This window comes from Streptococcus sp. k-90 (assembly GCF_013277565.1).
Taxonomy (GTDB): Bacteria; Bacillota; Bacilli; order Lactobacillales; family Streptococcaceae; genus Streptococcus.
In genome coordinates this window covers 22,263-44,193 of the sequence record NZ_VMNE01000034.1, presented here as the reverse complement: position 1 = coordinate 44,193, position 21,931 = coordinate 22,263, and the positions used below count along the sequence as shown (strand labels likewise).

Genomic DNA, 21,931 nt, shown 5'->3' with positions numbered 1-21,931 from the left:
TTAATATAAAAAAATCAAATTCTTTGATTGTTGCTATTATATAATTTTTAAAATTAAAAATATAATCTTTCGACTTGAATTTGATTCTGTATTCACGCCCTCAATAGACGGTAAAATAAGAAAATTGTTTATATATTGTCTCTGTAGTGTTATTATACGAAATAAAAGATTTAGGAAAAGTCGTTACAGCATGTTCTACCTATTCTTTGTGGTATAATTGCAAGAGGTTTAATCCGATAATTTATAAAGAGAGAAAGACATTCATGAGAGATTTATTATCTAAAAAAGTCATAGGCAATTAGAATTATTAGAATTATTATTTGAACATAAACGATGGTTTCATCGTTCTGAACTAGCAGAGTTACTAAATTGTACAGAACATGCAGTCAAAGATGATCTATCCCATGTTAAATCTGTTTTTCCTGACTTGATTTTTCATTCTTCGACTAATGGTATACGCATTATTAATACCGATGATAGTGATATTGAAATGGTTTACCATCATTTCTTTAAGCATTCAACTCATTTTCGATTTTAGAATTTATCTTCTTTAATGAAGGTTGTCAAGCTGAAAGTATTTGTAAAGAATTCTATATCAGTTCATCTTCGCTCTATCGTATTATTAGCCAAATCAATAAAGTGATTAAAAGGCAATTTCCATTTGAAATCAGTCTGACTCCTGTTCAAATCATTGGAAATGAGAGAGACATTCGTTACTTTTTTGCACAATATTTTTCAGAAAAATATTATTTCCTAGAATGGCCATTTGAAAATTTTTCATCAGAGCCCCTATCTCAATTGTTAGAATTGGTTTATAAGGAAACAAGCTTTCCAATGAATTTGTCAACGCATAGAATGCTAAAGCTGCTCCTGGTTATTAATTTATATCGAATAAAGTTTGGTCATTTTATGGAAATAGAGAAAGATTCTTTTAACGACCAAAGTTTGGATTTTTTAATGCAGGCAGAAGGAATAGAGGGTGCTGCTCAGAGTTTTGAATCAGAATACAATATCTCTTTAGATGAGGAAGTTGTTTGCCAATTATTTGTGTCTTACTTTCAAAAAATGTTTTTCATAGATGAAAGTTTCTTTATGAAATGCGTAAAAAAGGATAGTTATGTTGAAAAATCTTACCATCTATTGAGTGATTTTATTGATCAGATTTCAGTCAAGTATCAGATTGAGATTGAGAATAAGGATAATCTGATTTGGCATCTGCATAATACCGCACATCTGTATCGTCAAGAGTTGTCCACTGAGTTTATTTTATTTGATCAAAAAGGGAATACAATCAGGAATTTTCAAAATATTTTTCCTAAATTTGTTTCAGATGTAAAAAAAGAGCTTTCTCATTATTTAGAGACTCTTGAGGTTTGTTCTAGTTCAATGATGGTAAATCATATATCTTATACCTTCATCACTCATACCAAACATTTGGTGCTTAATTTACTACAAAATCAGCCAAAGCTGAAGGTTCTGGTTATGAGCAATTTTGATCAGTATCATGCCAAATCCGTTGCAGAGACACTTTCTTATTATTGCAGCAACAATTTTGAACTTGAAGTTTGGACTGAATTAGAATTATCAAAGGAATCTTTAGAAGAATCGCCTTATGATATCATCATTTCTAATTTTATTATTCCTCCGATTGAAAATAAGAGACTGATCTATTCAAATAATATAAACACGGTCTCACTCATATCTTTGTTAAATGCCATGATGTTTATTCGATTAGATTAGTAACCTAAAATAAAAAATGCTATTTCGCGTTTTGAACTGTACCTCAAAAGTTAGACAGAAAAAATCTAATTTTTGGGGTGTTTTTATTAAGAAAAGACCTTCAGTCATTTAAGTAAAATGTACATCTAGAGTCATAGTCCTCTAAAACTCTTGCTTTTTTTGTAGAAGATACGAAAAAAACCTTGATTCCAAGGCTTTTCCTGTTGTATGTAGATGCCCCCTACATGGATTTGTAAGAACTTTTCATATTGAAAATAAACAAAAATGTTGAAATATAGCTGATTTTAGGGAAATACTTTTAGGTGTTTTCAATGTCAGGATTTAAAAATGGGGCAAAAGTGGGGCAAAAACGAATGACTCGTATTTGGTTTGAAAACCTATAATACCTAATGATTATGCTATTCTAGATATATAGTTTTGTTATAAATAAATGTCAGTGCGAGATCAAATTGGAGGATAAAATGGAAAAACAAATTAATGAAAAAAAAGCCTTGGTTCCCAAAGCTTTTTAATCTTATAAACTCATTAAAACAACTCCCAGTAAGGTGTGGAATGTTTTTTAGTCTGTGTCATATAAAAATAAATAGAATGAATAGCTATAGCTAGAGCTAAAATGGTTGTAATACTTACTACTATTATAGGATTAGAAGCAAAGATTAAAGAGAGAATCAAGGCAGCCAGATAGAGTGTAGCTTGGACACAGTAGTAACTTTTCGAATAGCGAAGATAGTGTTTGTTATAGGGCCCATTTACTAGGACAGCAGCTTGAAAGAGGCCAAATCCGATATAAGAGAAGCTGGTTGCAAAGAGAAGATTAGCTTCAGGATTCAGAAGAAAACTCATCGAAACGGTCATCATAATAAGTCCAATGAAAATAGGATAGTGACTGTAAATTAGAAATAGTCCCTTTTGATTAGATTCTTCATCAATAGCATGGTCGAATTGACCAAAATAAAACAAGAACAGAGAAAGCATAATAATGAAATAAAGAACCGAATAAATCGAGAAATTCTCGATTGTAAAGAAGTTAGCTAGCTCCATAATCATCTCTCCAAACGTAATAATGACAAGAAGGGAGATGCGCTCGATTAAATGGGGGAGATTTACCTGGTAATGCTTATCTTTACTAAGCAAGATAATTGGCATAATAAATGTTAGCAGAATACTAGCAAATAAGACAGAGACTCCAACGTAAATAGGAAGAAGAGCTACTAGGTAGACTCCTAAACTTCCTAGACCGGTTATCCATAGAAAACCTTTGATACTTTCCCGATGAACATCATCGGTTGATTTTCTAAAAAATTCAACCAAATATTGAAAAAATAAGGTAAGGGTTAATGTACCAATAGCCCAACAGAGATAATGAAAATATTGTTGCCAATCAGGTCCAATCATATTGGCTATAAAGAGTAAAAGTCCCATTTTGATAAACATGATTACTATGTTAAATAAAGAGTTCTTTCCATAGCGATTGGTATAATCGGTTTGAATCATCCAGGAATCGATGAGAACCAAAGTAGCAATGAAAAAATCAAGGAAAGAATTCCAAGTCAAAATACCGTTATGAAGATGGTCAATTAAAGTAGTTACTTTTGAAATTGCAAAAACAAAAACTAAGTCATAAAAAAGTTCTGAAAATTCTACACGTTTATGTTTAATAAGAGTTGTCATCTTAAGACCTTTCTATTTTAGAAGTACAATTTATTATAACAGAAAATGGTAATAAAAAAAAAAGGAGATGCTTAAATAACTTCATGTGACGCGAATGAACTGCGCCACAAAAGTTAGGTTTTTTCTGTCTAACTTTTGGGGTGCAGTTCAGAAGGGGTGTTTTTTCTATCGTTTTTTAGTGCTAAGACTACACAAAAAAGCCTTGATTCCAAGGCTTTTTCCTGTTGTATTTAGATGCCCCCTACAGGGATTTGGAAAGGACTTTCATATTGAGAGCAATTAAAAATATTGAAATATAAGTGATTTTAGGTATTTTCAATGTCATGATTTAAAAATGGGACAAAAGTGGGGCAAAAACCATACAGATTCTAAACTGTATGGTTCTTTTTTTATCTAACCAAGAAAGGTTAAAACTTATTAAAACAAATGCAATCAACTGTTGAAAACTTTTTAGTCCGTGTAATATAAAAACAAGTAAAAAGTTGAACTATAGGGAATATTGTGTCATAATAGGTAATAGATGAATAATTAATAGATTGGAAATAATGCTTTCTTACCTTAACAAGTTGAATTGGTTATACATTTTTTCGTCGCAATTGTGTCTATCTCTCGAGTTTAGCTAGTTTTTATAAGCTCTGGTTTCTAATCAATATAACAAATTTTAGAAGTGCATAAGACAAGATGGTGACATTACTACAGTCATTTCTAGTCACCATATGTTGCTGGCACAGGCTGTTTGTAGTGTTGGCTATTTACTAGTCAGTTTAATCGGAGTGTTTAATTTTTATTGTTGAAAGGTTTTTATATGGCGAAAATTCTATCTTTAGGTCTGACAGGTAAGAAATTACTTGCTCAGGGGTTCTTGTTTGTTCTGCTAGGTCTCATCTTGATGGTCACGGGGACTTGGTTGCCAGTAACGGTTATTCGACTGGTTCTGTTTTTAGCTTGGATAGCAACGGTCTTAGATTTAGTATTACGTATTTTAAAAAAAAGTCAGTCAACGGACACCTTGGGAGTTGCGCTGGTTAAATTGTTAGTGCTGGGATATTTGCTAGGCTCGAATCTTGCGACGGATGTGCCGATTTATATTTTGGCTCTTGTGATTGGAGTTTATCAGATTTTTCATGCTACTATCAACCTTGTCACCTATGTTCTCTACCGCAAAAACAAAATTCGACCTCGTTTTCGTCTCTTACTAGATGGACTCGTACTAGTTTTTCTTGGTGGGACTAGTCTTTTGTCCTCTACAGGAAATTCTGTTTTTCAACTCTTTGTATTAGGGGCTTATTTTTTCCTTTATGGTGTGTCCAATATCCGTGACGGTTTCTTGTTTGAGGAGGAAATTGGGAAAAACCATCTCAAACGTCGTGTAAGAATTAGCTTACCTATTGTCCTAGCCGCTCTCATCCCTGCAAGTACTTTAGCAAAAATCAATAAATTCATGCAGGAAAATGCTGATGAGAGAGAGGATATCCATCTTGGAATGGTGAAGTCTGGTAAGACAGCGGAGCTTGAAATTTTTATTCATACAGCTGAGACCTCTCTGTTTTCGGCAATTGGTCATGTGGATATCTGCTATCAAGGCCGTGTTATTTCTTATGGCAACTATGATCCGTCTTCTGAGACCTTATTTGGCATGGTAGGAGATGGTGTCTTATATTTCTGTGATCGTGACAAGTACATTGACCTATGTAAACGCGAGAGTCAAAAAACGCTTTTTGGTTATGGGATAGATTTGACGCCTGAAATGGAAAAAGCAGTTCAGAAAAAGTTGGCTGAATTGAAACAACTGACGATTCCATGGGAGCCAAGTGCAGATAAAATCATGACAGGTGATGGTAAGGAAGACTACATCTACGCTTATAAAATCAGACATGAGACAGATGGGGAACTTTATAAATTTATCAAATCTAAGTTTAAATCCTACTTTGTCTTATCTACAAACTGTGTGCTCTTGGCTGATACCATAGTCGGTCAGGCTGGCACCGATATCCTCTCACCCAAAGGATTTATCGCTCCAGGAACTTACCAAGCCTACCTTAATCGAGAGTTTGAAAAACCAAATAGTATAGTCGTATCTAAACATGTTTATTAAGGAGAATTTATGAACTTAGTAAAAAAATACACCCCGTTAATACTTTTTATAGGGCTGGTTGCTCTTGTAATTCTGAATGCATCGAGCTTTATATCAGGAGCAATCTCTCTCTTTGATGTAATATCAACCTTGATTTATGGTGCTGTTATTGCTTTTGTGCTTAATGTTCCTATGAAAAAAATTGAACAGTACTTAGTTAAATTGAAGGTAAAGGCAGAGTTGCGTCGTCCGATTGCCATGGTACTTGTTTTCCTAGCTCTTATCTTAATCGTGATTGCTCTTTTGGTTTTGGTGCTGCCAACCCTAGCTCAGACTATTAGTCAGCTGGGAACAGTCCTTTCAACAGTCCTTACTCAACTTGGGAAATTGCTAGGCAGCTCGGAATTTGTAACCAAAGACATGTTGTCAACTATCGTATCAGGCATACAGGGACAATCTAGTTCTATTAGCCAAGCTTTGATAGGTTTTTTATCAGGTCTGACTAGTAATATCGGCAATATTTTTTCAAGTTTGATGAATGCCTTTTTGATTATAGTCTTCACCTTTTCATTTTTATCCAGTAAGGAACATTTGGCAGCGATGACGAGTCGACTTCTAAAAGTTTTTCTTCCAGAGAAGGTGGTGATAAAGTTGACTTACATTGGACAAGTAGCACTAGAGACTTATGACCAATTTTTGATGAGTCAGCTGATTGAAGCAGTTATCATAGGAGTTATGATAGCGGTTGGTTACAGCGTGTTTGGGATACCCTATGGAGTAATGACAGGTATCTTTGCAGGAGTGCTATCGTTCATTCCTTATGTAGGGCCTATGATTGCTTGTGTTGTGGGAGCGATTTTTATCTTCACAGTGAGTCCTACTCAAGCCTTACTTTCTCTTCTTCTATATCAAGTTATACAGCTGATTGAAGGAAACCTTATTTATCCTAGAGTTGTAGGTCAGTCTATTGGTTTGCCAGCTATTTTCACGCTTGCGGCTGCTAGTATCGGAGGGAATCTTTTCGGACTACTTGGAATGATATTCTTTACCCCCGTATTTGCTGTTATCTATCGATTGGTTAAGGAATTTGTCGTTGCAAAGGAAAATCAGGTAGATTAAGAAAAACTAAATTTAATAAGATATACTGAGAAGAGAGTGAGAGATTCTCTTCTCTTTTATTTTTAAATACTTTTCTACAAAAAGCTATTAGACGTTAAAAAAAGCCTTGGTTTCAAGGCTTATTTCTGTTGATTTAGATGTGCCCCCTGCAGGGCTCGAACCTGCGCCCCATAGCTTAAGAGTCTACTGCTCTACCAACTGAGCTAAGGAGGCAACAGAAAAAGCTGAGAATGTAACTTCCCAGCTATTTTAATATGCCCAAAATGGCAGCTAGATTATTTACGAAAGGCATCAAGGATATAGGTGAAACCAACAATTAAAAATGCAAAGGCAACGACATAAACGACAAAGACACTTGTAGCTACTGGATTGAACAAAATCACTAGACCTAGTAAAAATGCAAGCAACGCTATCCACATGATATGGTTGCCAATAATAGGGAAAATCAATCCCAGACGATTGCCTTTAAAGAAAACTATAATGGCTTCTACAATTAACCAAATTCCTAAAATAGTTGGAATGACAACTGGCAGCGTCACAAAGCCATAGGCAACGAGGTAAAGAGCTAAGAGAAGATTAACAATCCCTTGGAAAAGATGAGCTGGTGAGCGAAGCTCTTTTGGTACAGAGAAATAGCCTAAAATAGCTGCTATAGAAGAAACCAGTAAACCAAATGCAATCCACCAGCTGTAAGCAACAAGATTAGCTACTGGGTTTGTAAATAGAAAGAGTGCTAAAAGGACAAAAATAACTCCTGCAAGGAATAGCGATAAACGATTAGAAAATTTCATTTCAATACCATCCTGTTATATAGTATAGTTTGATAACAAAAATATTATACACCTTTTTAGAGGAAATATCAATAAACTAAATGGAAAATTTGGAAGTTTCAGTCTGATTCATGAAAAGAAAATCAGTTTTTATTATTTTGAAAATAAAAAGAGAAGATAGAATTTGTCTTCTCTACATGAAAATATTGTATGGCATCAAAGCAAAAGTAACTGGCTTTACACTATTTGTTAAGATGTAATTTGATTCAAAAAGAAAAGATAGATTTAAAAGTGGGGCAAATGATGAGGCAAATCAGTTATAGATAAGCAAAAAAGCCTTGTAAATCAAGGCTTTTTCCTGTTGTATTTAGATGCCCCCTACAGGGATCGAACCTGTGACCCACGGATTAAGAGTCCGCTGCTCTGCCAGCTGAGCTAAGGAGGCAAAGAAAAAAGCTGTATTGGTGCCGAAACTTCACGGTTTGTATTGAACCCGCGCAATTAAGCAGGTGGGCAACTCGCTCTAACTGAAGCTGTTTCCGTGTGAGACGGCCTACATGCTGTTAGAAGACTTTTGTTTCCCTAATAATACAAAAAATAGTCGGTCAACACTTAAGTGTGAAGTCGTACACCACAGCGTTTCTATGTTTATATGATACCACTTTTTCAAAAAAAATCAAGAGGAAAGTGCAATTTTTTGAAAAGGATTTCAGATTTTTCGCAAACGGTCGATAGCTTCCTTTCTTTGAGACAAAGCCCGTTCATATTTACCAGTATCTTCTGCTTGGAAATAGTGATGATTACGAATTTTTTCTGGCAGATAGTCTTGCTTGACCCAATTTCCAGGATAGTTGTGTGGATAGAGATAGTCTTGGGCATTCCCCAGTTCCTTGCTTCCGCTGTAGTGCCCATCACGCAGGTGTCGCGGAATAGGCAAGTGCCCTGATGTTTTGAGGTCGGCAAGTGCCTTATCCATAGCTACATAGGCTGAGTTGGATTTTGGAGAAAGGGCCAAATCAATGACGACATTGGCAATGAGAATGCGGGCTTCTGGGAAACCAATCCTTTGGGCAGCATCCAGAGCAGTCACGGTATGAATCTGGGCTTCAGGATTGGCCAAACCGATATCTTCATAGGCGATAACGGTCAAGCGACGCGCGAGACTTGGCAAATCACCAGCCTCAATCAAGCGGGCAGCATAGTGAAGACTGGCATCAACATCTGAGCCACGGATAGACTTTTGCAGGGCAGATAGAACATCATAGTGACCGTCTCCATCCTTGTCCATTGTAATGTAGCTCCGCTGCAGGCTATTTTCCATGATGTCTAGAGTGATATGGCGGATGCCCTTGTCATTTTCGGGAGTAGAGAGAACGGCCAAGTCTAGTGAGTTAAAGGCAGAACGAAGGTCTCCGTTTGTGGAAGTTGCGATGAAATCCAGCGCATCCTCATCTAGTTCTACTGGAAAATCAAAACCACGCTCAGAGTTACTTAGAGCTATCTGCAGGGCCTCCTTGACGTCTTGGTTAGACAGAGGTTCCAACTCAAAAATCTGAACACGGCTACGAATGGCAGGAGTGACAGAGAAGAAAGGATTTTCAGTTGTAGCCCCAATCATGATAACTAGTCCACTTTCTAAGAGTGGCAAAAGAAAGTCTTGCTTGGTTTTGTCAAGACGATGGATTTCGTCTAGTAATAGGACGAGACCACCAGAGAATTTAGCCTCTTCGGCGATTTCTTGCAGTCGTTTTTTACTATCAACTGTCGCATTGAAAGTTCGAAAGGCATACTTGGTCGTTCCTGCGATGGCAGAGGCAATACTGGTTTTGCCGATTCCCGGAGGTCCATAAAGAATCATGGAGGACAGGCGGTTGGCTTCCACCATGCGGCGGATAATTTTTCCAGGCCCGACCAGATGTTCCTGACCAATGACCTGGTCGATGGTTTTAGGGCGCATGCGAAGCGCGAGATTGTCTGGCATAGCAGTCCTTTCTAGCGTGGATTTGAGTAGAATGACTCATCTAATATATCTTACTATGTCCATTCTAGCCTATTAGTTGTGATATTTCAATGGTTTTGTAATAATCAGGGTGTAAGATAGAATCTGTTTGACTATTTAATTTAATGAGGAGAGGTATCAGCATGAGAGAATTGATTTTCCTTAAAGCTCAAAATATGATAGTTAAGCCTAAAGAAGTGGAATTGCTGATTTGAGAAATAATATTGCTAGATGTTATTGCATGAACTATAATGAAAAGAGAGGGATAAGGAATGGAAATGATGGAATTACCAAGTTAGGAAGTTTTCTTGATAAAGTATATAGTAGATATAAATTTAGATAGTAATATTTGAAAAGGAGAAAATGGAACTAGATGAATACTTCAAATTCAAAGCTACCTGAAAATAAGGCATTTATGGAATTTGACGGACTAGTTGGTTTACCAAATGGAGTGAAATCAGCACCTATGAAATACAATCTTGGAAAAATTAACAAATATTTAAACGAAACAGGAAAAGAATTTAAAGAACTGACTGTTCTGGAACTAAAACAATTTGAGAGAGTTAAATAAAGATGGGACTAGATAAAAGATTTGTGGAGAAAGCCTTTGCCAGTGGCAAAGATAGAGTTAATAGAGCGATTTTTGTAAAACCTGAAGAGCTTATTGAACTATCTGATGAAGATTTAAGTTATTTTGGGGAAGGTATTTTTTATTGCTTACCTCGTAGCAAATTTGTAGAAAGTCATAAAGATGAGATTCGAGAGAAGTACAATCTTTCTAACGAATTACCAAAGATAAACGGTATCTATTTAGGGACTTTTTTAAAAATGAGATCATGGGATAGAATCAGAAAAACAAAACCAAGCTTAAAAGAAATTATAAACATGGTTGAAAAGTGAAATAGTGGCTATCTATTAGAAGGAGTTTTTACTCCATTTAATCTTTGTTGATCATTTCAACTGTTACAATTTCATTCTCGAATAGTTTAATCCATCTATTTCCTGTTTTGATAGATATTCTTCATCATAGACTTCTTTATCATTAAAAAGACAAATCTCTTCATATGTTTTATTGTCAGTATCAGTAATTTTAACAACCTTATTGTTAAAGTTTTCAAGTTCCATAAATTTTCCTTTTTATATTATTGGAATCCCTTTTGCGTAAGCTTCTTTGGCTTCAGCTAGTGTCATTTCATTAGGGCCACCATCTATATTAGTTTCTCCTGTATTTTGCCACTGACAGACGTCACAGATATCATACACTGCTGTAACAGTACCACATACTGGACAATGGACATATTCGCTACCGTTAATAATGATTAAATTCTCTTTTCCAGTCTTATTCATTTAAGGTTACTCCCAACACTATACAAATCTATTAGCTATTTCTATACACTACTTTTTCAATATCATTGATTGTAATTGTTATGGTATCCCAGTCTTTCGGGGAATCTCCTATGTCAGCAATAAAAGTATCTTCACTTAACTTTTCGACAATTGTCGCCGTTTGACCGTTTTTTAACAACACTGTATCAAATTCTCGAATTTTTACGATTTTTCTCCTTGCGTAAGCTTCTTTAGCTTCAGCTAGAGTCATTTTATTTGGACCACCGTCTATATTTATAATACCTGTATTTTGCCAACGACAGACGTCACAGATATCATAGTCCATAACTTCAGTTCCGCAAACAGGGCAATGTATCCAGATTTCCCCGTCAATTTCCCAAGTCTTTTGTGATTCATTCATGTCGTTCTTCCTTTTATAAGCCATTTTCGCTTCAGCAAGCGTCATTTTATTAGGACCACCATCGATATTAAATGCTCCCGTATTTTGCCAATGACAAACATCGCAAATATTATAAGTTTCTACTAAAGTTCCACATACAGGGCAATGCACATGCTCCCAACCATCAATGAAAATTAAATTCTCTTTTTTAGTTTTATTCATGATAAACAACTCCTGTTATTTTGTAATACCGTCTTGAGTTAATTCTATTGATGCGATTTCAGATTCATTAAATCCAACATATGGATATTTATCTGTTCTTATTGTAATTTCATCATAGAGTTCATCTTCCGTATCAAGTTTCCCTGTAAAGCCTATTACAATGACTCTCTAAAATTTGCCCGTCAACAAAAACAATCCTAACTTCTTTCCCTAAATACTGTTCTAAATTCATTACTGATTTCCTTTCCAATATTATACTTCAAATCAAGTGATATTACTAATGAATAAAGTATGGTAAATGATGAAACAGTTTATCTGACAATGCAAGTTTCTCTTCTACCGAACGTATTGATTTAGTAGTTTTTGCTAGTCTTTTAGAAAAATCGTAATATAATTTTGGGTGATAATCATTTTTTAATGAAGAGAGGAGAAGTAATGTTAAGATTCAATCGAGCCACTTCTAGTGGGTCGAGAAAAGCAGGAACTCTGATAGTTCTGCTTATCCGTTTATATAAGACTTCCCTTAGAACCACATCTAGGGGCTTTTATGTATAAGAGAATAATAAGTATTACTCCTTTACAATACGTGTAGCACGTGTTATAATGGTGTTGTCAGGAGGTAAAAGCGCTATGCCTATGACACAAAAAGAGATGGTTAAACTCCTTACGGCTCATGGTTGGATAAAGACTAGAGGCGGTAAAGGTTCTCATATTAAAATGGAGAAGCAAGGGGAAAGACCTATCACAATCCCTCATGGTGAACTGAATAAGTACACTGAAAGAGGGATAAGAAAGCAAGCTGGGTTGTAAAATTCAGCCCCTGCTTTTTGATATGGAGGTAGTGAAATGTTAGTGACATATCCAGCTTTATTTTATTATGATGATACAGATGAGGTAAAAGCGACTTATTTTGTTCATTTTCCGGATTTTGAATACTCAGCTACACAAGGTGCGGGGATTTCTGAGGCTTTGGCTATGGGTTCGGAGTGGTTAGGCATAACTGTTGCAGATTTGATAGAGAATGATGAAGATTTGCCCCAGCCATCAGATATCAATAGCTTGTCTTTAATTGATAATGATCCTTTTAAAGATGATGAAGATTTCGTGTCAACCTATGACCTTGATAAATCTTTTATTTCTATGGTATCTGTTGATGTATTAGAATACCTAGGAAGTCAGGAACCAATTAAAAAGACCTTGACCATACCAAGATGGGCAGATAAGTTGGGACGAGAAATGGGACTTAACTTTTCTCAGACTTTGACAGATGCTATTGCAGATAAGAAAATTCAAGCCTAAGATTAAGTGTGGTATCGTGGTAATAGTCAATAAAAAAGCACGTTCAATTGTGCTAGTTACTTGTCTATTGATTTTATAGGTTTCTTAGCCCTTTTGAGGGCTTTTTATATTGATTTTTCAGGAAAAATAAAGAAATCAGACTTTTAAGAAAATCACTAATACCAAGGGTTTAAATGAGGTAATATGGTATAATTAGGACATAAAATAATTTTGTGGTAAGATGGTAGTATCTATTTTAGCATATTTCCGAGCAATCGGGGCGATTTAAGAGTCGCATAGAAAGAGGACAAAATGGCAACATACGGATTTTTAGATGTTTTAGAGGAAGAGTTGGAGAAGAATTTTCCCTTTGATTTTGAGATTAGCTGGGACAAGCGTAACCACGCAGTTGAAGTGAGTTTTCTATTGGAAGCGCAAAATGCTACAGGTGTGGAGATGGTGGATGAAGAAGGAGAGGTTTCGTCAGATGATATCCTTTTTGAAGAAGCTGTACTTTTTTACAACCATGCCAAGTCAACCGTCAATGAGGAAGACTATTTGACTGTCATCCCTTACTTGCCTAAAAAAGGTTTTTCTCGTGAATTTTTAGCTTATTTTGCTCTATTCCTTAAAGATACTGCCGAGGTTGGACTAGATGCCCTTATGGACTTTTTGGAAGACCCAGAAGCAGAAGAATTTGTCATGGAATGGAACCCAGAAGTCTTTGAAGAAGGAAAAGTAGGCTTGGAAGAGGGAGAATTTTATCCTTATCCAAGATACTAGGGATTATTGGGAGAGTTTATGAAAAAAATTGTGACGTATTTGATTCAGACAGTGTCTGTTCTTGTGATGATGCTAGCTTTTGCTTGTGGAACAATCGCATTTGCAGAGTTGGGGTATTCCGCAGTTTTAGTCTTTACTTTTGGATATGCCTTCGCTCTTCTAAGCATGTATGTAATCTTTATTCTTCATGAGCTTGGTCATGCATTTTGTGGTTATCTGACAGGCTATCGTCTGGTGGCTTTTGGATTAGGGAACTTTCTTTTAACCAAAAAGTCAGGAAGGCTTCATCTTAGTCGAACAGCAGTTATAAAAAATGTTGGTGCTCAGTATATTGGTTTAAAAGAGAATGAAAGTGATCAAAGAATCATCTTAATGCTTTCAGGTGGCTTGATAGTTCACCTTTGCTTGATATTATTGGCAACACTTTTTGGATTTTTGACAAGAAGCTGGTATTTTGCAGGCACTTGGATTTTTCTAAATTTATCTTTCTTCTTAAACAACGTTTTGCCAGTCGGAATCACCGATGGAGCAAAAATCTGGGAATTGCTACAATACCCTGAAAATACCAAATACGCCTACTTGGTATTGAGACATTCTGCTCAAACTTTGCTGGCTCCTCAAAAATATGATTTGAAAGATTTTACCATGACTGTTGATGAGGATGCGAGAGGGAGTTTCGCAGAAAGTATTGAAACTCTTCAGGGAGTGGTTTTCATATTGGATGGTCATTTAGAGGCAGCTAAAGAGCTATTTCAATCTTTACTAGAGAGAACAGAACACTCGATGTCTGAAACTCTTTGCCAACTAAACCTTCTTCAAATCGCCTTGCTAGAAGGTGATCATGAGAAAGCGGAGGAATATGCAAGTATTCGAAGCGTTAAATCCTTTTTATCTCTAAAAATGGCAGATGTGCAAATGATTCAAGCCTGGTATCAATTTAAAGTTAAGAATGATGTAGCTAAAACTCGCAAGGCTATGAAGACTGCTAGACAGAAAATGAATACTAGTCGCATGTTGAGGGACGAGAAAAGCTATTATGAGAACTGGTTAGCAGAGCTGGAACAAGAATTAGACAAAGGAGTTTGACATGGACATAGAGATTTCTGATTTCACAGGCTGTAAGATTGCTTTGTTTTGTGGGAATAAGCTTCTGACTATCTTACGCGATGATAAGGCAAGCATTCCCTGGCCCAATATGTGGGAACTGCCAGGTGGTGGACGTGAAGGTGATGAAAGCCCTTTTGGGTGCGCAGCGCGTGAAGTTTATGAAGAACTGGGAATTCATCTGACTGAGAATTGTCTGCTTTGGAGCAAGGTTTATCCAAGTATGCTCTATGAAGATCGGCACTCTGTCTTTATGGTTGGTCAGCTAAGTCAAGAACAGTTTGACAATATCACCTTTGGTGATGAAGGACAGGGCTATCAGCTCATGAATGTTGAGGAATTTCTTAGTTCCAGTCAAGTTGTACCTCAGTTGCAGGATAGAGTGAGAGATTATTTGGAGGAAGTTCGATAAATGGCAAAGCGTAGCAAAAATATCAATATGTTTCTCATGGATGGTGAAGTAACTGGAAAAATCAAATGTACTTTGTCAAATTGGACGGGAGTGATTTACAAAATACCTCGTATTCAGTTGGGAGATTTGAAGTCTCGTGATGAAATGAAACAAAGTGGTATTTATTTCTTATTTGGTCGAGATGAAGATAAACAGAAAGATGTGACCTATATTGGTCAGGCGATAACTCGGAAAAATGGTGAAGGGGTATTGTTGCGAATTCAAGAGCATACCCGCGATACTCACGCAGATTATTTTAATGACGTCATAATTCTAACAACTCAAAATAATTCTTTCGGTCCAACAGAAATTAGCTATTTGGAAAATAAATTTACTCAACTTGCTAAACAAGCTGGTCGCTATATTGTGAAAAATGGGAATGATCCAAATCCTGGTAATGTAACTGAGGAAAAGGAATCTGAACTGGACGAAATTATTGAAAATACACTAATGATTATCGGCACTTTAGGTTATCGTGTTTTTGTTCCAATGACAAAGGAAGTTAGTAAAGATTTGACTGATAATCATTCAACTTATCTTTATTTAAAGCGTAAAACTAAGAAATCTAACAAAGTAATAGAAGCAACTTGTGAACGGACAACTGAAGGTTTTGTTGTTTTAGAAGGAAGTCAAGTAGAAATAATGGATTCTCCTAACCTTCCAGCAAGTTTAAAAGAAATGCGTCAGAATTTAATAGATTCACAGGTTATTCAAGATGGAGTGTTAAAGGAAAAACAACTCTTTTCTAGTCCTTCTTATGCAGCGGCTTTTTTGCTGGGTATGCAAACGAACGGACGAACTGATTGGAAAAATCAGGATGGAAGAACTTTAAAAGAATTAGAAGAATTAATAGATTGATAAGGAAAAATTAAATGGAAACATGGCAAGAGTTAAGAGTTACAGTGAAGCGTGAGGGAGAGGAGTTGGTTTCCAATCTCTTGATTGAGCTAGGAGCACAAGGTGTTGCGATTGAAGACAGTATGGACTATGTGGGAAATGTTAACCGCTTTGGTGAGATTTTCCCAGAGGTTGAGCAACAAGAAGAAATTGTGGTGACGGCCTACTACCCTGACACGGTGGATGTGGCAGTGGTTGAGGCGGACTTACAGGCTCGCTTAGCAGAATTGACAGATTTTATGGATTTGGGAGAAGTAAAAATGGGGACGACTGCCTTGGCTGAGGAAGACTGGGCGGACAACTGGAAGAAATACTATGAGCCAGCTCGTATCACTCATGATTTGACCATCGTGCCGTCTTGGACAGACTATGAGGCGACTGCGGGAGAAAAAATTATCAAGCTAGACCCTGGTATGGCCTTTGGAACGGGAACCCACCCAACAACCAAGATGAGTCTCTTTGCCTTGGAACAGGTTCTTCGTGGTGGCGAAACGGTGCTGGATGTGGGGACTGGTTCAGGGGTTCTCTCTATTGCCAGCTCGCTACTTGGTGCCAAGGAAATCTTTGCCTACGATCTGGATGATGTAGCAGTTCGAGTTGCTCAGGAAAATATTGAACTCAACCCTGGAATGGAAAACATCCATGTAGCAGCAGGAGACTTACTTAAGGATGTTGAGATTGAGGCAGATGTCATTGTGGCTAATATCTTGGCGGATATCCTCATTCATCTGACGGATGATGCTTATCGTTTGGTCAAGGATGAAGGCTACCTCATCATGAGTGGAATTATCAAGGACAAGTGGGACATGGTGCGCGAGTCGGCTGAGTCAGCTGGATTTTTCCTTGAAACCCACATGATTCAAGGGGAATGGAATGCCTGTGTTTTCAAGAAGACCAAGGATATTTCAGGTGTGATTGGAGGCTAGGATGCAGCAGTATTTTGTCAAAGGCAGTGCTAACTCTCCTGTCACCATCGAGGACAAGGAAACCAGCAAGCATATGTTTCAGGTTATGCGCCTGAAGGAAGATGATGAGGTTACCTTAGTCTTTGATGATGGGATTAAGCGCTTGGCGCGTGTGCTAGATGTGGAAAATCGTCAGTTTGAGTTGGTCGAAGAGCTAGCTGACAATGTGGAACTGCCAGTCCAAGTGACCATCGCATCTGGCTTTCCAAAGGGAGACAAGTTGGAGTTCATCGCTCAAAAAGTAACCGAACTCGGTGCCAGCCAAATCTGGGCTTTTCCTGCCGATTGGTCCGTTGCCAAGTGGGATGGCAAGAAGTTGGGTAAAAAGGTTGAAAAACTAGAAAAAATCGCCCTTGGAGCAGCAGAACAAAGCAAGCGTAATGTTGTTCCAAGCATCAAGCTGTTTGAGCAAAAGGCAGACTTCCTAGCCCAACTTGACCAGTTTGACCGCGTCGTAGTAGCTTATGAAGAGTCGGCCAAAGAAGGAGAAGCCGCTGCGCTCTTACAAGCAGTCGCTGCTCTTGAAACAGGAGCCAAATTGCTCTTTATCTTTGGTCCAGAAGGTGGTCTGTCACCTGCGGAAATCGAGAGTTTTGAAGCTAAGGGAGCAGTCTTGGCAGGTCTTGGTCCTCGTATTTTGCGAGCAGAAACAGCACCGCTTTACGCCTTATCAGCCCTTAGTGTTTTATTAGAATTAGAGAAATAAGAGGAAGAAAATGGAACAAAAACACCGTTCAGAATTTCCAGAGAAGGAACTTTGGGATTTAACAGCCCTATACCAAGACCGTGAGGATTTCTTACGTGCGATCGAGAAGGCTCGCGAAGACATCAACCAGTTTAGCCGTGATTACAAGGGCAATCTTCACACTTTTGAGGATTTTGAAAAGGCCTTTGCGGAATTGGAACAAATCTACATTCAGATGAGCCATATTGGAAACTATGGCTTTATGCCTCAGACGACAGACTATAGCAATGACGAATTTGCTAACATTGCCCAAGCTGGGATGGAATTTGAAACAGATGCCAGCGTAGCCTTGACCTTTTTTGACGATGCCTTGGTGGCAGCGGACGAGAAAGTCTTGGACCGTTTGGGTGAATTACCTCATTTAACAGCTGCCATTCGTCAGGCAAAAATCAAAAAAGCCCACTATCTAGGGGCTGATGTGGAGAAGGCCTTGACCAATCTCGGTGAAGTTTTCTACAGTCCGCAGGACATTTATACTAAGATGCGAGCTGGGGATTTCGAAATGTCTGACTTTGAAGCTCATGGCAAGACCTACAAAAACAGCTTTGTGACCTATGAAAATTTCTACCAAAACCATGAGGATGCTGAGGTTCGTGAGAAATCTTTCCGTTCCTTCTCAGAAGGTCTTCGTAAGCACCAAAATACGGCTGCAGCGGCCTATCTAGCCCAAGTCAAGTCTGAAAAACTATTGGCAGATATGAAGGGATATGACTCAGTCTTTGACTATCTTTTAGCTGAGCAAGAAGTGGACCGTGCCATGTTTGACCGTCAGATTGACCTCATAATGAAAGATTTTGCGCCAGTTGCTCAGAGATACCTCAAGCACGTTGCTAAGGTAAACGGTCTTGAAAAGATGACCTTTGCAGACTGGAAATTAGACTTAGATAGCGCTCTAAATCCTCAAGTGACTATTGACGATGCTTATGAGTTGGTCATGAAGTCAGTAGAACCCTTGGGGCAAGAATATTGTCAGGAAGTTGCTCGTTACCAAGAAGAACGCTGGGTGGACTTTGCTGCCAATAGTGGTAAGGATTCTGGTGGCTATGCAGCGGACCCATATCGCGTGCATCCTTATGTTCTCATGAGCTGGACAGGCCGTTTGAGCGATGTCTATACCTTGATTCATGAAATCGGGCATTCTGGTCAATTCATCTTTTCAGATAATCACCAGAGCTACTTCAACGCCCACATGTCGACCTACTATGTTGAAGCACCGTCAACTTTTAATGAATTGCTCCTCAGTGACTACTTGGAGCACCAGTCTGACGACCCTCGTCAAAAACGCTTCGCTCTGGCTCACCGTTTGACAGATACCTACTTCCATAACTTCATCACCCACCTCTTGGAAGCAGCCTTCCAGCGTAAGGTCTATACATTGATTGAAGAAGGGGAAACCTTTGGGGCAAGCAAACTTAACAGCATTATGAAGGAAGTATTGACAGACTTTTGGGGAGATGCCATTGAGATTGACGACGATGCGGCTCTGACTTGGATGCGCCAAGCTCACTACTACATGGGCTTGTATAGTTACACCTACTCAGCAGGTCTTGTTATCTCTACTGCGGGTTACCTTCATTTGAAACATTCAGAAACAGGAGCTGAAGACTGGCTCAATCTCCTCAAATCAGGTGGTAGCAAGACACCACTTGAGTCAGCCATGATTATCGGAGCAGATATTTCAACAGACAAACCACTTCGTGATACTATTCAGTTCTTATCAGACACAGTTGATCAGATCATCGCTTACAGTGCCCAGTTGGGAGAGTAAATTAAAAGAGTCTGGGACAAAAGTCTAACCTTAAATATAAAAAGCGAACAAAACGAGTTATCTGACACTCAGAATTCTGTCTTGTTCGCTTTTTTTCTAATCTATCGATTTTAAAAATTTATAATAAAGAATTCCTGAAATCGAAATTTTTTGTCCCTGCCTCTTTAATTATCCCCAAAAGCTATCTTCTTCAGCTTGATCTGAAGAGAAGAGCCAAACTTCTTTGATTTTTCCGTCTTCAATGCGGAAGAGGTCAATCCCGTTCATATTGAGTTCAGTACCATCAGCACGTGTTCCAAGAAAAGTAACATTGGCTGCGATTAAATCCTCATTGTCAGAAACCCAATTTGTTATCACCTTAAAGGTTCCATTAGTTTTCTCAGCAAATGTAGCCAGGTGAGTTCCTAGCTTGTCCTTACCAACAACTGTACCAGATATACTATGAGTACCAGGTTGATGCCAGATAATATCGTCTGCCATCGTTTCAAAGACACCAGGAAAGTCACCAGCAATTAAAGCTTGGTTATAAGCATTGAAAATTTCTAAGTTTGTTGACATATATATTCTCCATTTCTTTTTTATGATATAATTGTAACAGTTACAAACAAAAAAACAAGTAGACACTTTTTTGATAGCTAGTATCAAAAGTAGTACTATTATTGATACTAAAAGATAAATTTTTTTAAAAAAATAGAAAGAAGATATTTTATGACAAATAAAGTGAGTGAGTATGGTATTTGTCCATTTGCGACAACGCAGAGGGTTTTAACGGGGAAATGGGCACTGGTAATCATTTATCAGTTGAGTACGGGTACCAAACGATTTAAAGAATTGCAGAGATTATTGCCTGGGATTACTCAAACTATTTTGACCCGTCATCTCCGTCAATTAGAAAAGGATAAGATTATTCAACGAAAGGTCTATGCGGAAGTTCCCCCACGAGTTGAGTACAGCTTAACCGAAATGGGACAGGAATTCAGAGTTGTTTTAGATGCTGTCGAGAAATGGGGTCTGGATTATATCAAGTTGCTAAATGCTAATGAGATAAATAACAGATAATTCCTATATAGGGAATGTATTTTTTATCGAATCTCTCAATTAAAAGACAGTAAGTCAAACCTGAAAATTTCCAAACAATTTTCTTGAAACCCTTTCTTACTTTTGATAGACTAGTATCTAGTTTTTGAAAAAAGGAGAAAGAAAATGAAAAAATTTGTTGCTGAGTTAATCGGTACGTTCATGCTTGTGTTCATCGGAACAGGAGCTGTTGTTTTTGGAAATGGTCTTGATGGTCTTGGACACCTTGGAATTGCTTTTGCTTTTGGTTTGGCAATCGTAGTTGCAGCTTTTTCAATCGGAACTGTTTCAGGTGCTCACTTGAACCCAGCTGTTTCTATCGCTATGTTTGTTAACAAACGTTTGTCGTCTTCAGAACTTGTAAACTACATCCTTGGTCAAGTAGTCGGTGCTTTCCTTGCATCTGCTTCTGTATTTTTCCTCTTGGCAAATTCAGGTATGTCAACTGCAAGTCTTGGTGAAAATGCCTTGGCAAACGGTGTCACTGTCTTTGGTGGTTTCTTGTTTGAAACAATCGCAACCTTCTTGTTTGTCTTGGTTATCATGACTGTAACATCAGCAAGCAAGGGCAATGGCGCGATCGCTGGTTTGGTAATTGGTTTGTCATTGATGGCTATGATCCTTGTTGGATTGAATATTACTGGACTTTCAGTTAACCCAGCTCGTAGCTTGGCACCGGCTGTCTTTGTAGGTGGTGCAGCCCTTCAACAAGTATGGATTTTCATCCTTGCCCCAATCGTTGGTGGTGTTCTTGCAGCTCTCGTTGCTAAAAACTGTCTTGGGACAGAAGAATAATTGAAACTCAAAAAGCCTTGCTCCTCATCTTGAGGAACAGGGCTTTTTCGTATTTGTTTATACTCAATGAAAATTAAAGAGCAAACTAGGAAGCTAGCCGCAGGTTGCTCAAAGCACTGCTTTGAGGTTGTAGATAGAACTGACGAAGTCAGCTCAAAACACTGTTTTGAGGTTGTGGATAAGACTAACGAAGTCAGTAACCTATACCTACGGCAAGGCGATGTTAACGCGGTTCGAAGAGTTTAGCGGTTGTCAATTTTCTCTGGATAAAGGTCGTGTTGGAAGAGGCGTTGTTCTGCCAAGCCTTCATACTTAGTTCCTGGCTTACCGTAGTTGTAGTAGGGGTCAATTGAGATGCCACCGCGAGGGGTGAATTTTCCCCAAACCTCCAAATAGCGAGGGTCTAGCAAGTTGACCAAGTCTTTACCGATGGTGTTGATACAGTTTTCGTGAAAATCTCCATGATTTCGGTAACTAAAGAGGTAGAGTTTGAGGGATTTTGACTCAACACAGAGCTTGTCAGGAATGTAGGAAATATAGATAGTTGCAAAGTCTGGCTGAGCAGTGATTGGGCAAAGTGAGGTAAATTCAGGACAGTTAAATTTGATGAAATAGTCATTTTCCACATGACGATTATCAAAGGATTCTAGGACTTCGGGTTGATATTCGAAAATGTAGTTGGTTTCTTTGTTGCCTAGTAGGCTTAGGTTTTTCATTTCTTCTTGTTGTGACATGATTTTTTCTTTC

At 37.9% G+C, this 21,931-nt stretch carries 22 protein-coding genes, 2 tRNA genes and 3 pseudogenes; 16 read left to right on the top strand and 11 right to left on the bottom strand.

Going from position 1 to position 21,931, the window contains the following annotated elements:
- Nucleotides 1-263: 263 nt before the first annotated feature.
- Nucleotides 264-1,740: pseudogene (mgaSpn, locus tag HT734_RS09080) on the top strand (virulence factor transcriptional regulator MgaSpn).
- 525 nt (nucleotides 1,741-2,265) lie between these two features.
- Here the strand turns inward: mgaSpn and HT734_RS09075 are convergent.
- Nucleotides 2,266-3,411 carry a low temperature requirement protein A gene (locus HT734_RS09075; protein WP_173277863.1) on the bottom strand — a complete coding sequence of 382 codons (1,146 nt, stop codon included), beginning with the start codon at nucleotides 3,409-3,411 and terminating at the stop codon, nucleotides 2,266-2,268.
- A gap of 805 nt (nucleotides 3,412-4,216) precedes the next feature.
- On the opposite strand from HT734_RS09075, the gene HT734_RS09070 reads away from it, so the two are divergent.
- Both HT734_RS09070 and HT734_RS09065 read left to right on the top strand, forming a co-directional pair.
- Entirely contained in the window at nucleotides 4,217-5,506 is a 1,290-nt protein-coding gene (locus tag HT734_RS09070; RefSeq protein WP_173277865.1) for a DUF308 domain-containing protein, read from the top strand.
- 9 nt (nucleotides 5,507-5,515) lie between these two features.
- Nucleotides 5,516-6,604 carry an AI-2E family transporter gene (locus HT734_RS09065; protein ID WP_070657341.1) on the top strand — a complete coding sequence of 363 codons (1,089 nt, stop codon included), beginning with the start codon at nucleotides 5,516-5,518 and terminating at the stop codon, nucleotides 6,602-6,604.
- 140 nt (nucleotides 6,605-6,744) lie between these two features.
- Here the strand turns inward: HT734_RS09065 and HT734_RS09060 are convergent.
- The 4 genes from HT734_RS09060 to HT734_RS09045 form a co-directional block, all read right to left on the bottom strand.
- Nucleotides 6,745-6,817: transfer RNA gene (locus HT734_RS09060), tRNA-Lys, on the bottom strand.
- 62 nt (nucleotides 6,818-6,879) lie between these two features.
- Entirely contained in the window at nucleotides 6,880-7,395 is a 516-nt protein-coding gene (locus tag HT734_RS09055) for a DUF308 domain-containing protein (RefSeq protein WP_173277867.1), read from the bottom strand.
- A 351-nt stretch (nucleotides 7,396-7,746) separates the two neighbouring features.
- Nucleotides 7,747-7,819: transfer RNA gene (locus HT734_RS09050), tRNA-Lys, on the bottom strand.
- A 264-nt stretch (nucleotides 7,820-8,083) separates the two neighbouring features.
- Nucleotides 8,084-9,355, bottom strand: coding sequence for a replication-associated recombination protein A (locus HT734_RS09045; protein ID WP_173277869.1), 1,272 nt, complete (start codon nucleotides 9,353-9,355; stop codon nucleotides 8,084-8,086).
- A 391-nt stretch (nucleotides 9,356-9,746) separates the two neighbouring features.
- On the opposite strand from HT734_RS09045, the gene HT734_RS09040 reads away from it, so the two are divergent.
- A complete protein-coding gene (locus HT734_RS09040; protein WP_173277871.1) occupies nucleotides 9,747-9,944 on the top strand; it encodes a hypothetical protein in 198 nt (65 codons plus the stop codon).
- 2 nt (nucleotides 9,945-9,946) lie between these two features.
- Nucleotides 9,947-10,273, top strand: coding sequence for a hypothetical protein (locus HT734_RS09035; protein WP_033679789.1), 327 nt, complete (start codon nucleotides 9,947-9,949; stop codon nucleotides 10,271-10,273).
- 63 nt (nucleotides 10,274-10,336) lie between these two features.
- Here HT734_RS09035 and HT734_RS09030 read toward each other — a convergent pair whose 3' ends face one another.
- From HT734_RS09030 to HT734_RS09015, 4 genes and pseudogenes are all read right to left on the bottom strand, one after another.
- Nucleotides 10,337-10,498, bottom strand: coding sequence for a hypothetical protein (locus HT734_RS09030; RefSeq protein WP_004250255.1), 162 nt, complete (start codon nucleotides 10,496-10,498; stop codon nucleotides 10,337-10,339).
- Nucleotides 10,499-10,510: 12 nt separating this feature from the next.
- Nucleotides 10,511-10,720 carry a CPCC family cysteine-rich protein gene (locus tag HT734_RS09025; RefSeq protein ID WP_084928232.1) on the bottom strand — a complete coding sequence of 70 codons (210 nt, stop codon included), beginning with the start codon at nucleotides 10,718-10,720 and terminating at the stop codon, nucleotides 10,511-10,513.
- A gap of 202 nt (nucleotides 10,721-10,922) precedes the next feature.
- A pseudogene (locus HT734_RS09545) lies at nucleotides 10,923-11,120 on the bottom strand (CPCC family cysteine-rich protein); the annotation flags it as partial.
- A gap of 9 nt (nucleotides 11,121-11,129) precedes the next feature.
- Nucleotides 11,130-11,321 (bottom strand): annotated as a pseudogene (locus tag HT734_RS09015) (CPCC family cysteine-rich protein); the annotation flags it as partial.
- A 630-nt stretch (nucleotides 11,322-11,951) separates the two neighbouring features.
- Between HT734_RS09015 and HT734_RS09010 the strand changes: the two are divergent.
- From HT734_RS09010 to pepF, 9 genes are all read left to right on the top strand, one after another.
- Nucleotides 11,952-12,131 carry a type II toxin-antitoxin system HicA family toxin gene (locus HT734_RS09010; RefSeq protein ID WP_001132287.1) on the top strand — a complete coding sequence of 60 codons (180 nt, stop codon included), beginning with the start codon at nucleotides 11,952-11,954 and terminating at the stop codon, nucleotides 12,129-12,131.
- Between the two features lie 36 nt (nucleotides 12,132-12,167).
- Complete coding sequence (locus HT734_RS09005) at nucleotides 12,168-12,620, top strand: type II toxin-antitoxin system HicB family antitoxin (RefSeq protein WP_173277872.1); 453 nt, start codon at nucleotides 12,168-12,170, stop codon at nucleotides 12,618-12,620.
- 291 nt (nucleotides 12,621-12,911) lie between these two features.
- Nucleotides 12,912-13,382 (top strand): DUF3013 family protein, encoded by a 471-nt coding sequence (locus tag HT734_RS09000; RefSeq protein ID WP_173277874.1) that lies wholly within the window; start codon nucleotides 12,912-12,914, stop codon nucleotides 13,380-13,382.
- 18 nt (nucleotides 13,383-13,400) lie between these two features.
- Nucleotides 13,401-14,468, top strand: coding sequence for a M50 family metallopeptidase (locus HT734_RS08995; RefSeq protein WP_173277876.1), 1,068 nt, complete (start codon nucleotides 13,401-13,403; stop codon nucleotides 14,466-14,468).
- A gap of 1 nt (nucleotide 14,469) precedes the next feature.
- Nucleotides 14,470-14,898, top strand: a complete 429-nt coding sequence (locus HT734_RS08990) for an NUDIX hydrolase (RefSeq protein WP_000350642.1) — start codon at nucleotides 14,470-14,472, stop codon at nucleotides 14,896-14,898.
- Nucleotides 14,899-15,795, top strand: a complete 897-nt coding sequence (locus HT734_RS08985; protein WP_173277878.1) for a GIY-YIG nuclease family protein — start codon at nucleotides 14,899-14,901, stop codon at nucleotides 15,793-15,795. It begins immediately after the preceding gene.
- 14 nt (nucleotides 15,796-15,809) lie between these two features.
- Entirely contained in the window at nucleotides 15,810-16,760 is a 951-nt protein-coding gene (gene prmA / locus HT734_RS08980) for a 50S ribosomal protein L11 methyltransferase (protein WP_033679797.1), read from the top strand.
- Between the two features lies 1 nt (nucleotide 16,761).
- Nucleotides 16,762-17,505 carry a 16S rRNA (uracil(1498)-N(3))-methyltransferase gene (locus tag HT734_RS08975; protein WP_173277880.1) on the top strand — a complete coding sequence of 248 codons (744 nt, stop codon included), beginning with the start codon at nucleotides 16,762-16,764 and terminating at the stop codon, nucleotides 17,503-17,505.
- 10 nt (nucleotides 17,506-17,515) lie between these two features.
- Entirely contained in the window at nucleotides 17,516-19,312 is a 1,797-nt protein-coding gene (gene pepF / locus HT734_RS08970; RefSeq protein WP_173277882.1) for an oligoendopeptidase F, read from the top strand.
- A 168-nt stretch (nucleotides 19,313-19,480) separates the two neighbouring features.
- Here pepF and HT734_RS08965 read toward each other — a convergent pair whose 3' ends face one another.
- Entirely contained in the window at nucleotides 19,481-19,870 is a 390-nt protein-coding gene (locus HT734_RS08965; RefSeq protein WP_033679800.1) for a nuclear transport factor 2 family protein, read from the bottom strand.
- A gap of 150 nt (nucleotides 19,871-20,020) precedes the next feature.
- Between HT734_RS08965 and HT734_RS08960 the strand changes: the two genes are divergently transcribed.
- Together HT734_RS08960 and HT734_RS08955 are read left to right on the top strand one after the other, a co-directional pair.
- Nucleotides 20,021-20,371 carry a helix-turn-helix domain-containing protein gene (locus HT734_RS08960; RefSeq protein ID WP_033679801.1) on the top strand — a complete coding sequence of 117 codons (351 nt, stop codon included), beginning with the start codon at nucleotides 20,021-20,023 and terminating at the stop codon, nucleotides 20,369-20,371.
- Nucleotides 20,372-20,515: 144 nt separating this feature from the next.
- Nucleotides 20,516-21,184, top strand: a complete 669-nt coding sequence (locus tag HT734_RS08955) for an aquaporin (protein WP_033679802.1) — start codon at nucleotides 20,516-20,518, stop codon at nucleotides 21,182-21,184.
- Between the two features lie 242 nt (nucleotides 21,185-21,426).
- Here the strand turns inward: HT734_RS08955 and queF are convergent, their stop codons facing one another.
- On the bottom strand, nucleotides 21,427-21,918 hold the full coding sequence (queF, locus tag HT734_RS08950; protein ID WP_000082587.1) for a preQ(1) synthase: 492 nt from the start codon (nucleotides 21,916-21,918) through the stop codon (nucleotides 21,427-21,429).
- Nucleotides 21,919-21,931 lie beyond the last annotated feature (13 nt).

Coding starts and splice junctions, on each gene's coding strand:
- HT734_RS09075 (WP_173277863.1), bottom strand. CDS start 3,411: ATGACAACTCTTATTAAACATAAACGTGTAGAATTTTCAGAACTTTTT.
- HT734_RS09070 (WP_173277865.1), top strand. CDS start 4,217: ATGGCGAAAATTCTATCTTTAGGTCTGACAGGTAAGAAATTACTTGCT.
- HT734_RS09065 (WP_070657341.1), top strand. CDS start 5,516: ATGAACTTAGTAAAAAAATACACCCCGTTAATACTTTTTATAGGGCTG.
- HT734_RS09055 (WP_173277867.1), bottom strand. CDS start 7,395: ATGAAATTTTCTAATCGTTTATCGCTATTCCTTGCAGGAGTTATTTTT.
- HT734_RS09045 (WP_173277869.1), bottom strand. CDS start 9,355: ATGCCAGACAATCTCGCGCTTCGCATGCGCCCTAAAACCATCGACCAG.
- HT734_RS09040 (WP_173277871.1), top strand. CDS start 9,747: ATGAATACTTCAAATTCAAAGCTACCTGAAAATAAGGCATTTATGGAA.
- HT734_RS09035 (WP_033679789.1), top strand. CDS start 9,947: ATGGGACTAGATAAAAGATTTGTGGAGAAAGCCTTTGCCAGTGGCAAA.
- HT734_RS09030 (WP_004250255.1), bottom strand. CDS start 10,498: ATGGAACTTGAAAACTTTAACAATAAGGTTGTTAAAATTACTGATACT.
- HT734_RS09025 (WP_084928232.1), bottom strand. CDS start 10,720: ATGAATAAGACTGGAAAAGAGAATTTAATCATTATTAACGGTAGCGAA.
- HT734_RS09010 (WP_001132287.1), top strand. CDS start 11,952: ATGCCTATGACACAAAAAGAGATGGTTAAACTCCTTACGGCTCATGGT.
- HT734_RS09005 (WP_173277872.1), top strand. CDS start 12,168: ATGTTAGTGACATATCCAGCTTTATTTTATTATGATGATACAGATGAG.
- HT734_RS09000 (WP_173277874.1), top strand. CDS start 12,912: ATGGCAACATACGGATTTTTAGATGTTTTAGAGGAAGAGTTGGAGAAG.
- HT734_RS08995 (WP_173277876.1), top strand. CDS start 13,401: ATGAAAAAAATTGTGACGTATTTGATTCAGACAGTGTCTGTTCTTGTG.
- HT734_RS08990 (WP_000350642.1), top strand. CDS start 14,470: ATGGACATAGAGATTTCTGATTTCACAGGCTGTAAGATTGCTTTGTTT.
- HT734_RS08985 (WP_173277878.1), top strand. CDS start 14,899: ATGGCAAAGCGTAGCAAAAATATCAATATGTTTCTCATGGATGGTGAA.
- prmA (WP_033679797.1), top strand. CDS start 15,810: ATGGAAACATGGCAAGAGTTAAGAGTTACAGTGAAGCGTGAGGGAGAG.
- HT734_RS08975 (WP_173277880.1), top strand. CDS start 16,762: ATGCAGCAGTATTTTGTCAAAGGCAGTGCTAACTCTCCTGTCACCATC.
- pepF (WP_173277882.1), top strand. CDS start 17,516: ATGGAACAAAAACACCGTTCAGAATTTCCAGAGAAGGAACTTTGGGAT.
- HT734_RS08965 (WP_033679800.1), bottom strand. CDS start 19,870: ATGTCAACAAACTTAGAAATTTTCAATGCTTATAACCAAGCTTTAATT.
- HT734_RS08960 (WP_033679801.1), top strand. CDS start 20,021: ATGACAAATAAAGTGAGTGAGTATGGTATTTGTCCATTTGCGACAACG.
- HT734_RS08955 (WP_033679802.1), top strand. CDS start 20,516: ATGAAAAAATTTGTTGCTGAGTTAATCGGTACGTTCATGCTTGTGTTC.
- queF (WP_000082587.1), bottom strand. CDS start 21,918: ATGTCACAACAAGAAGAAATGAAAAACCTAAGCCTACTAGGCAACAAA.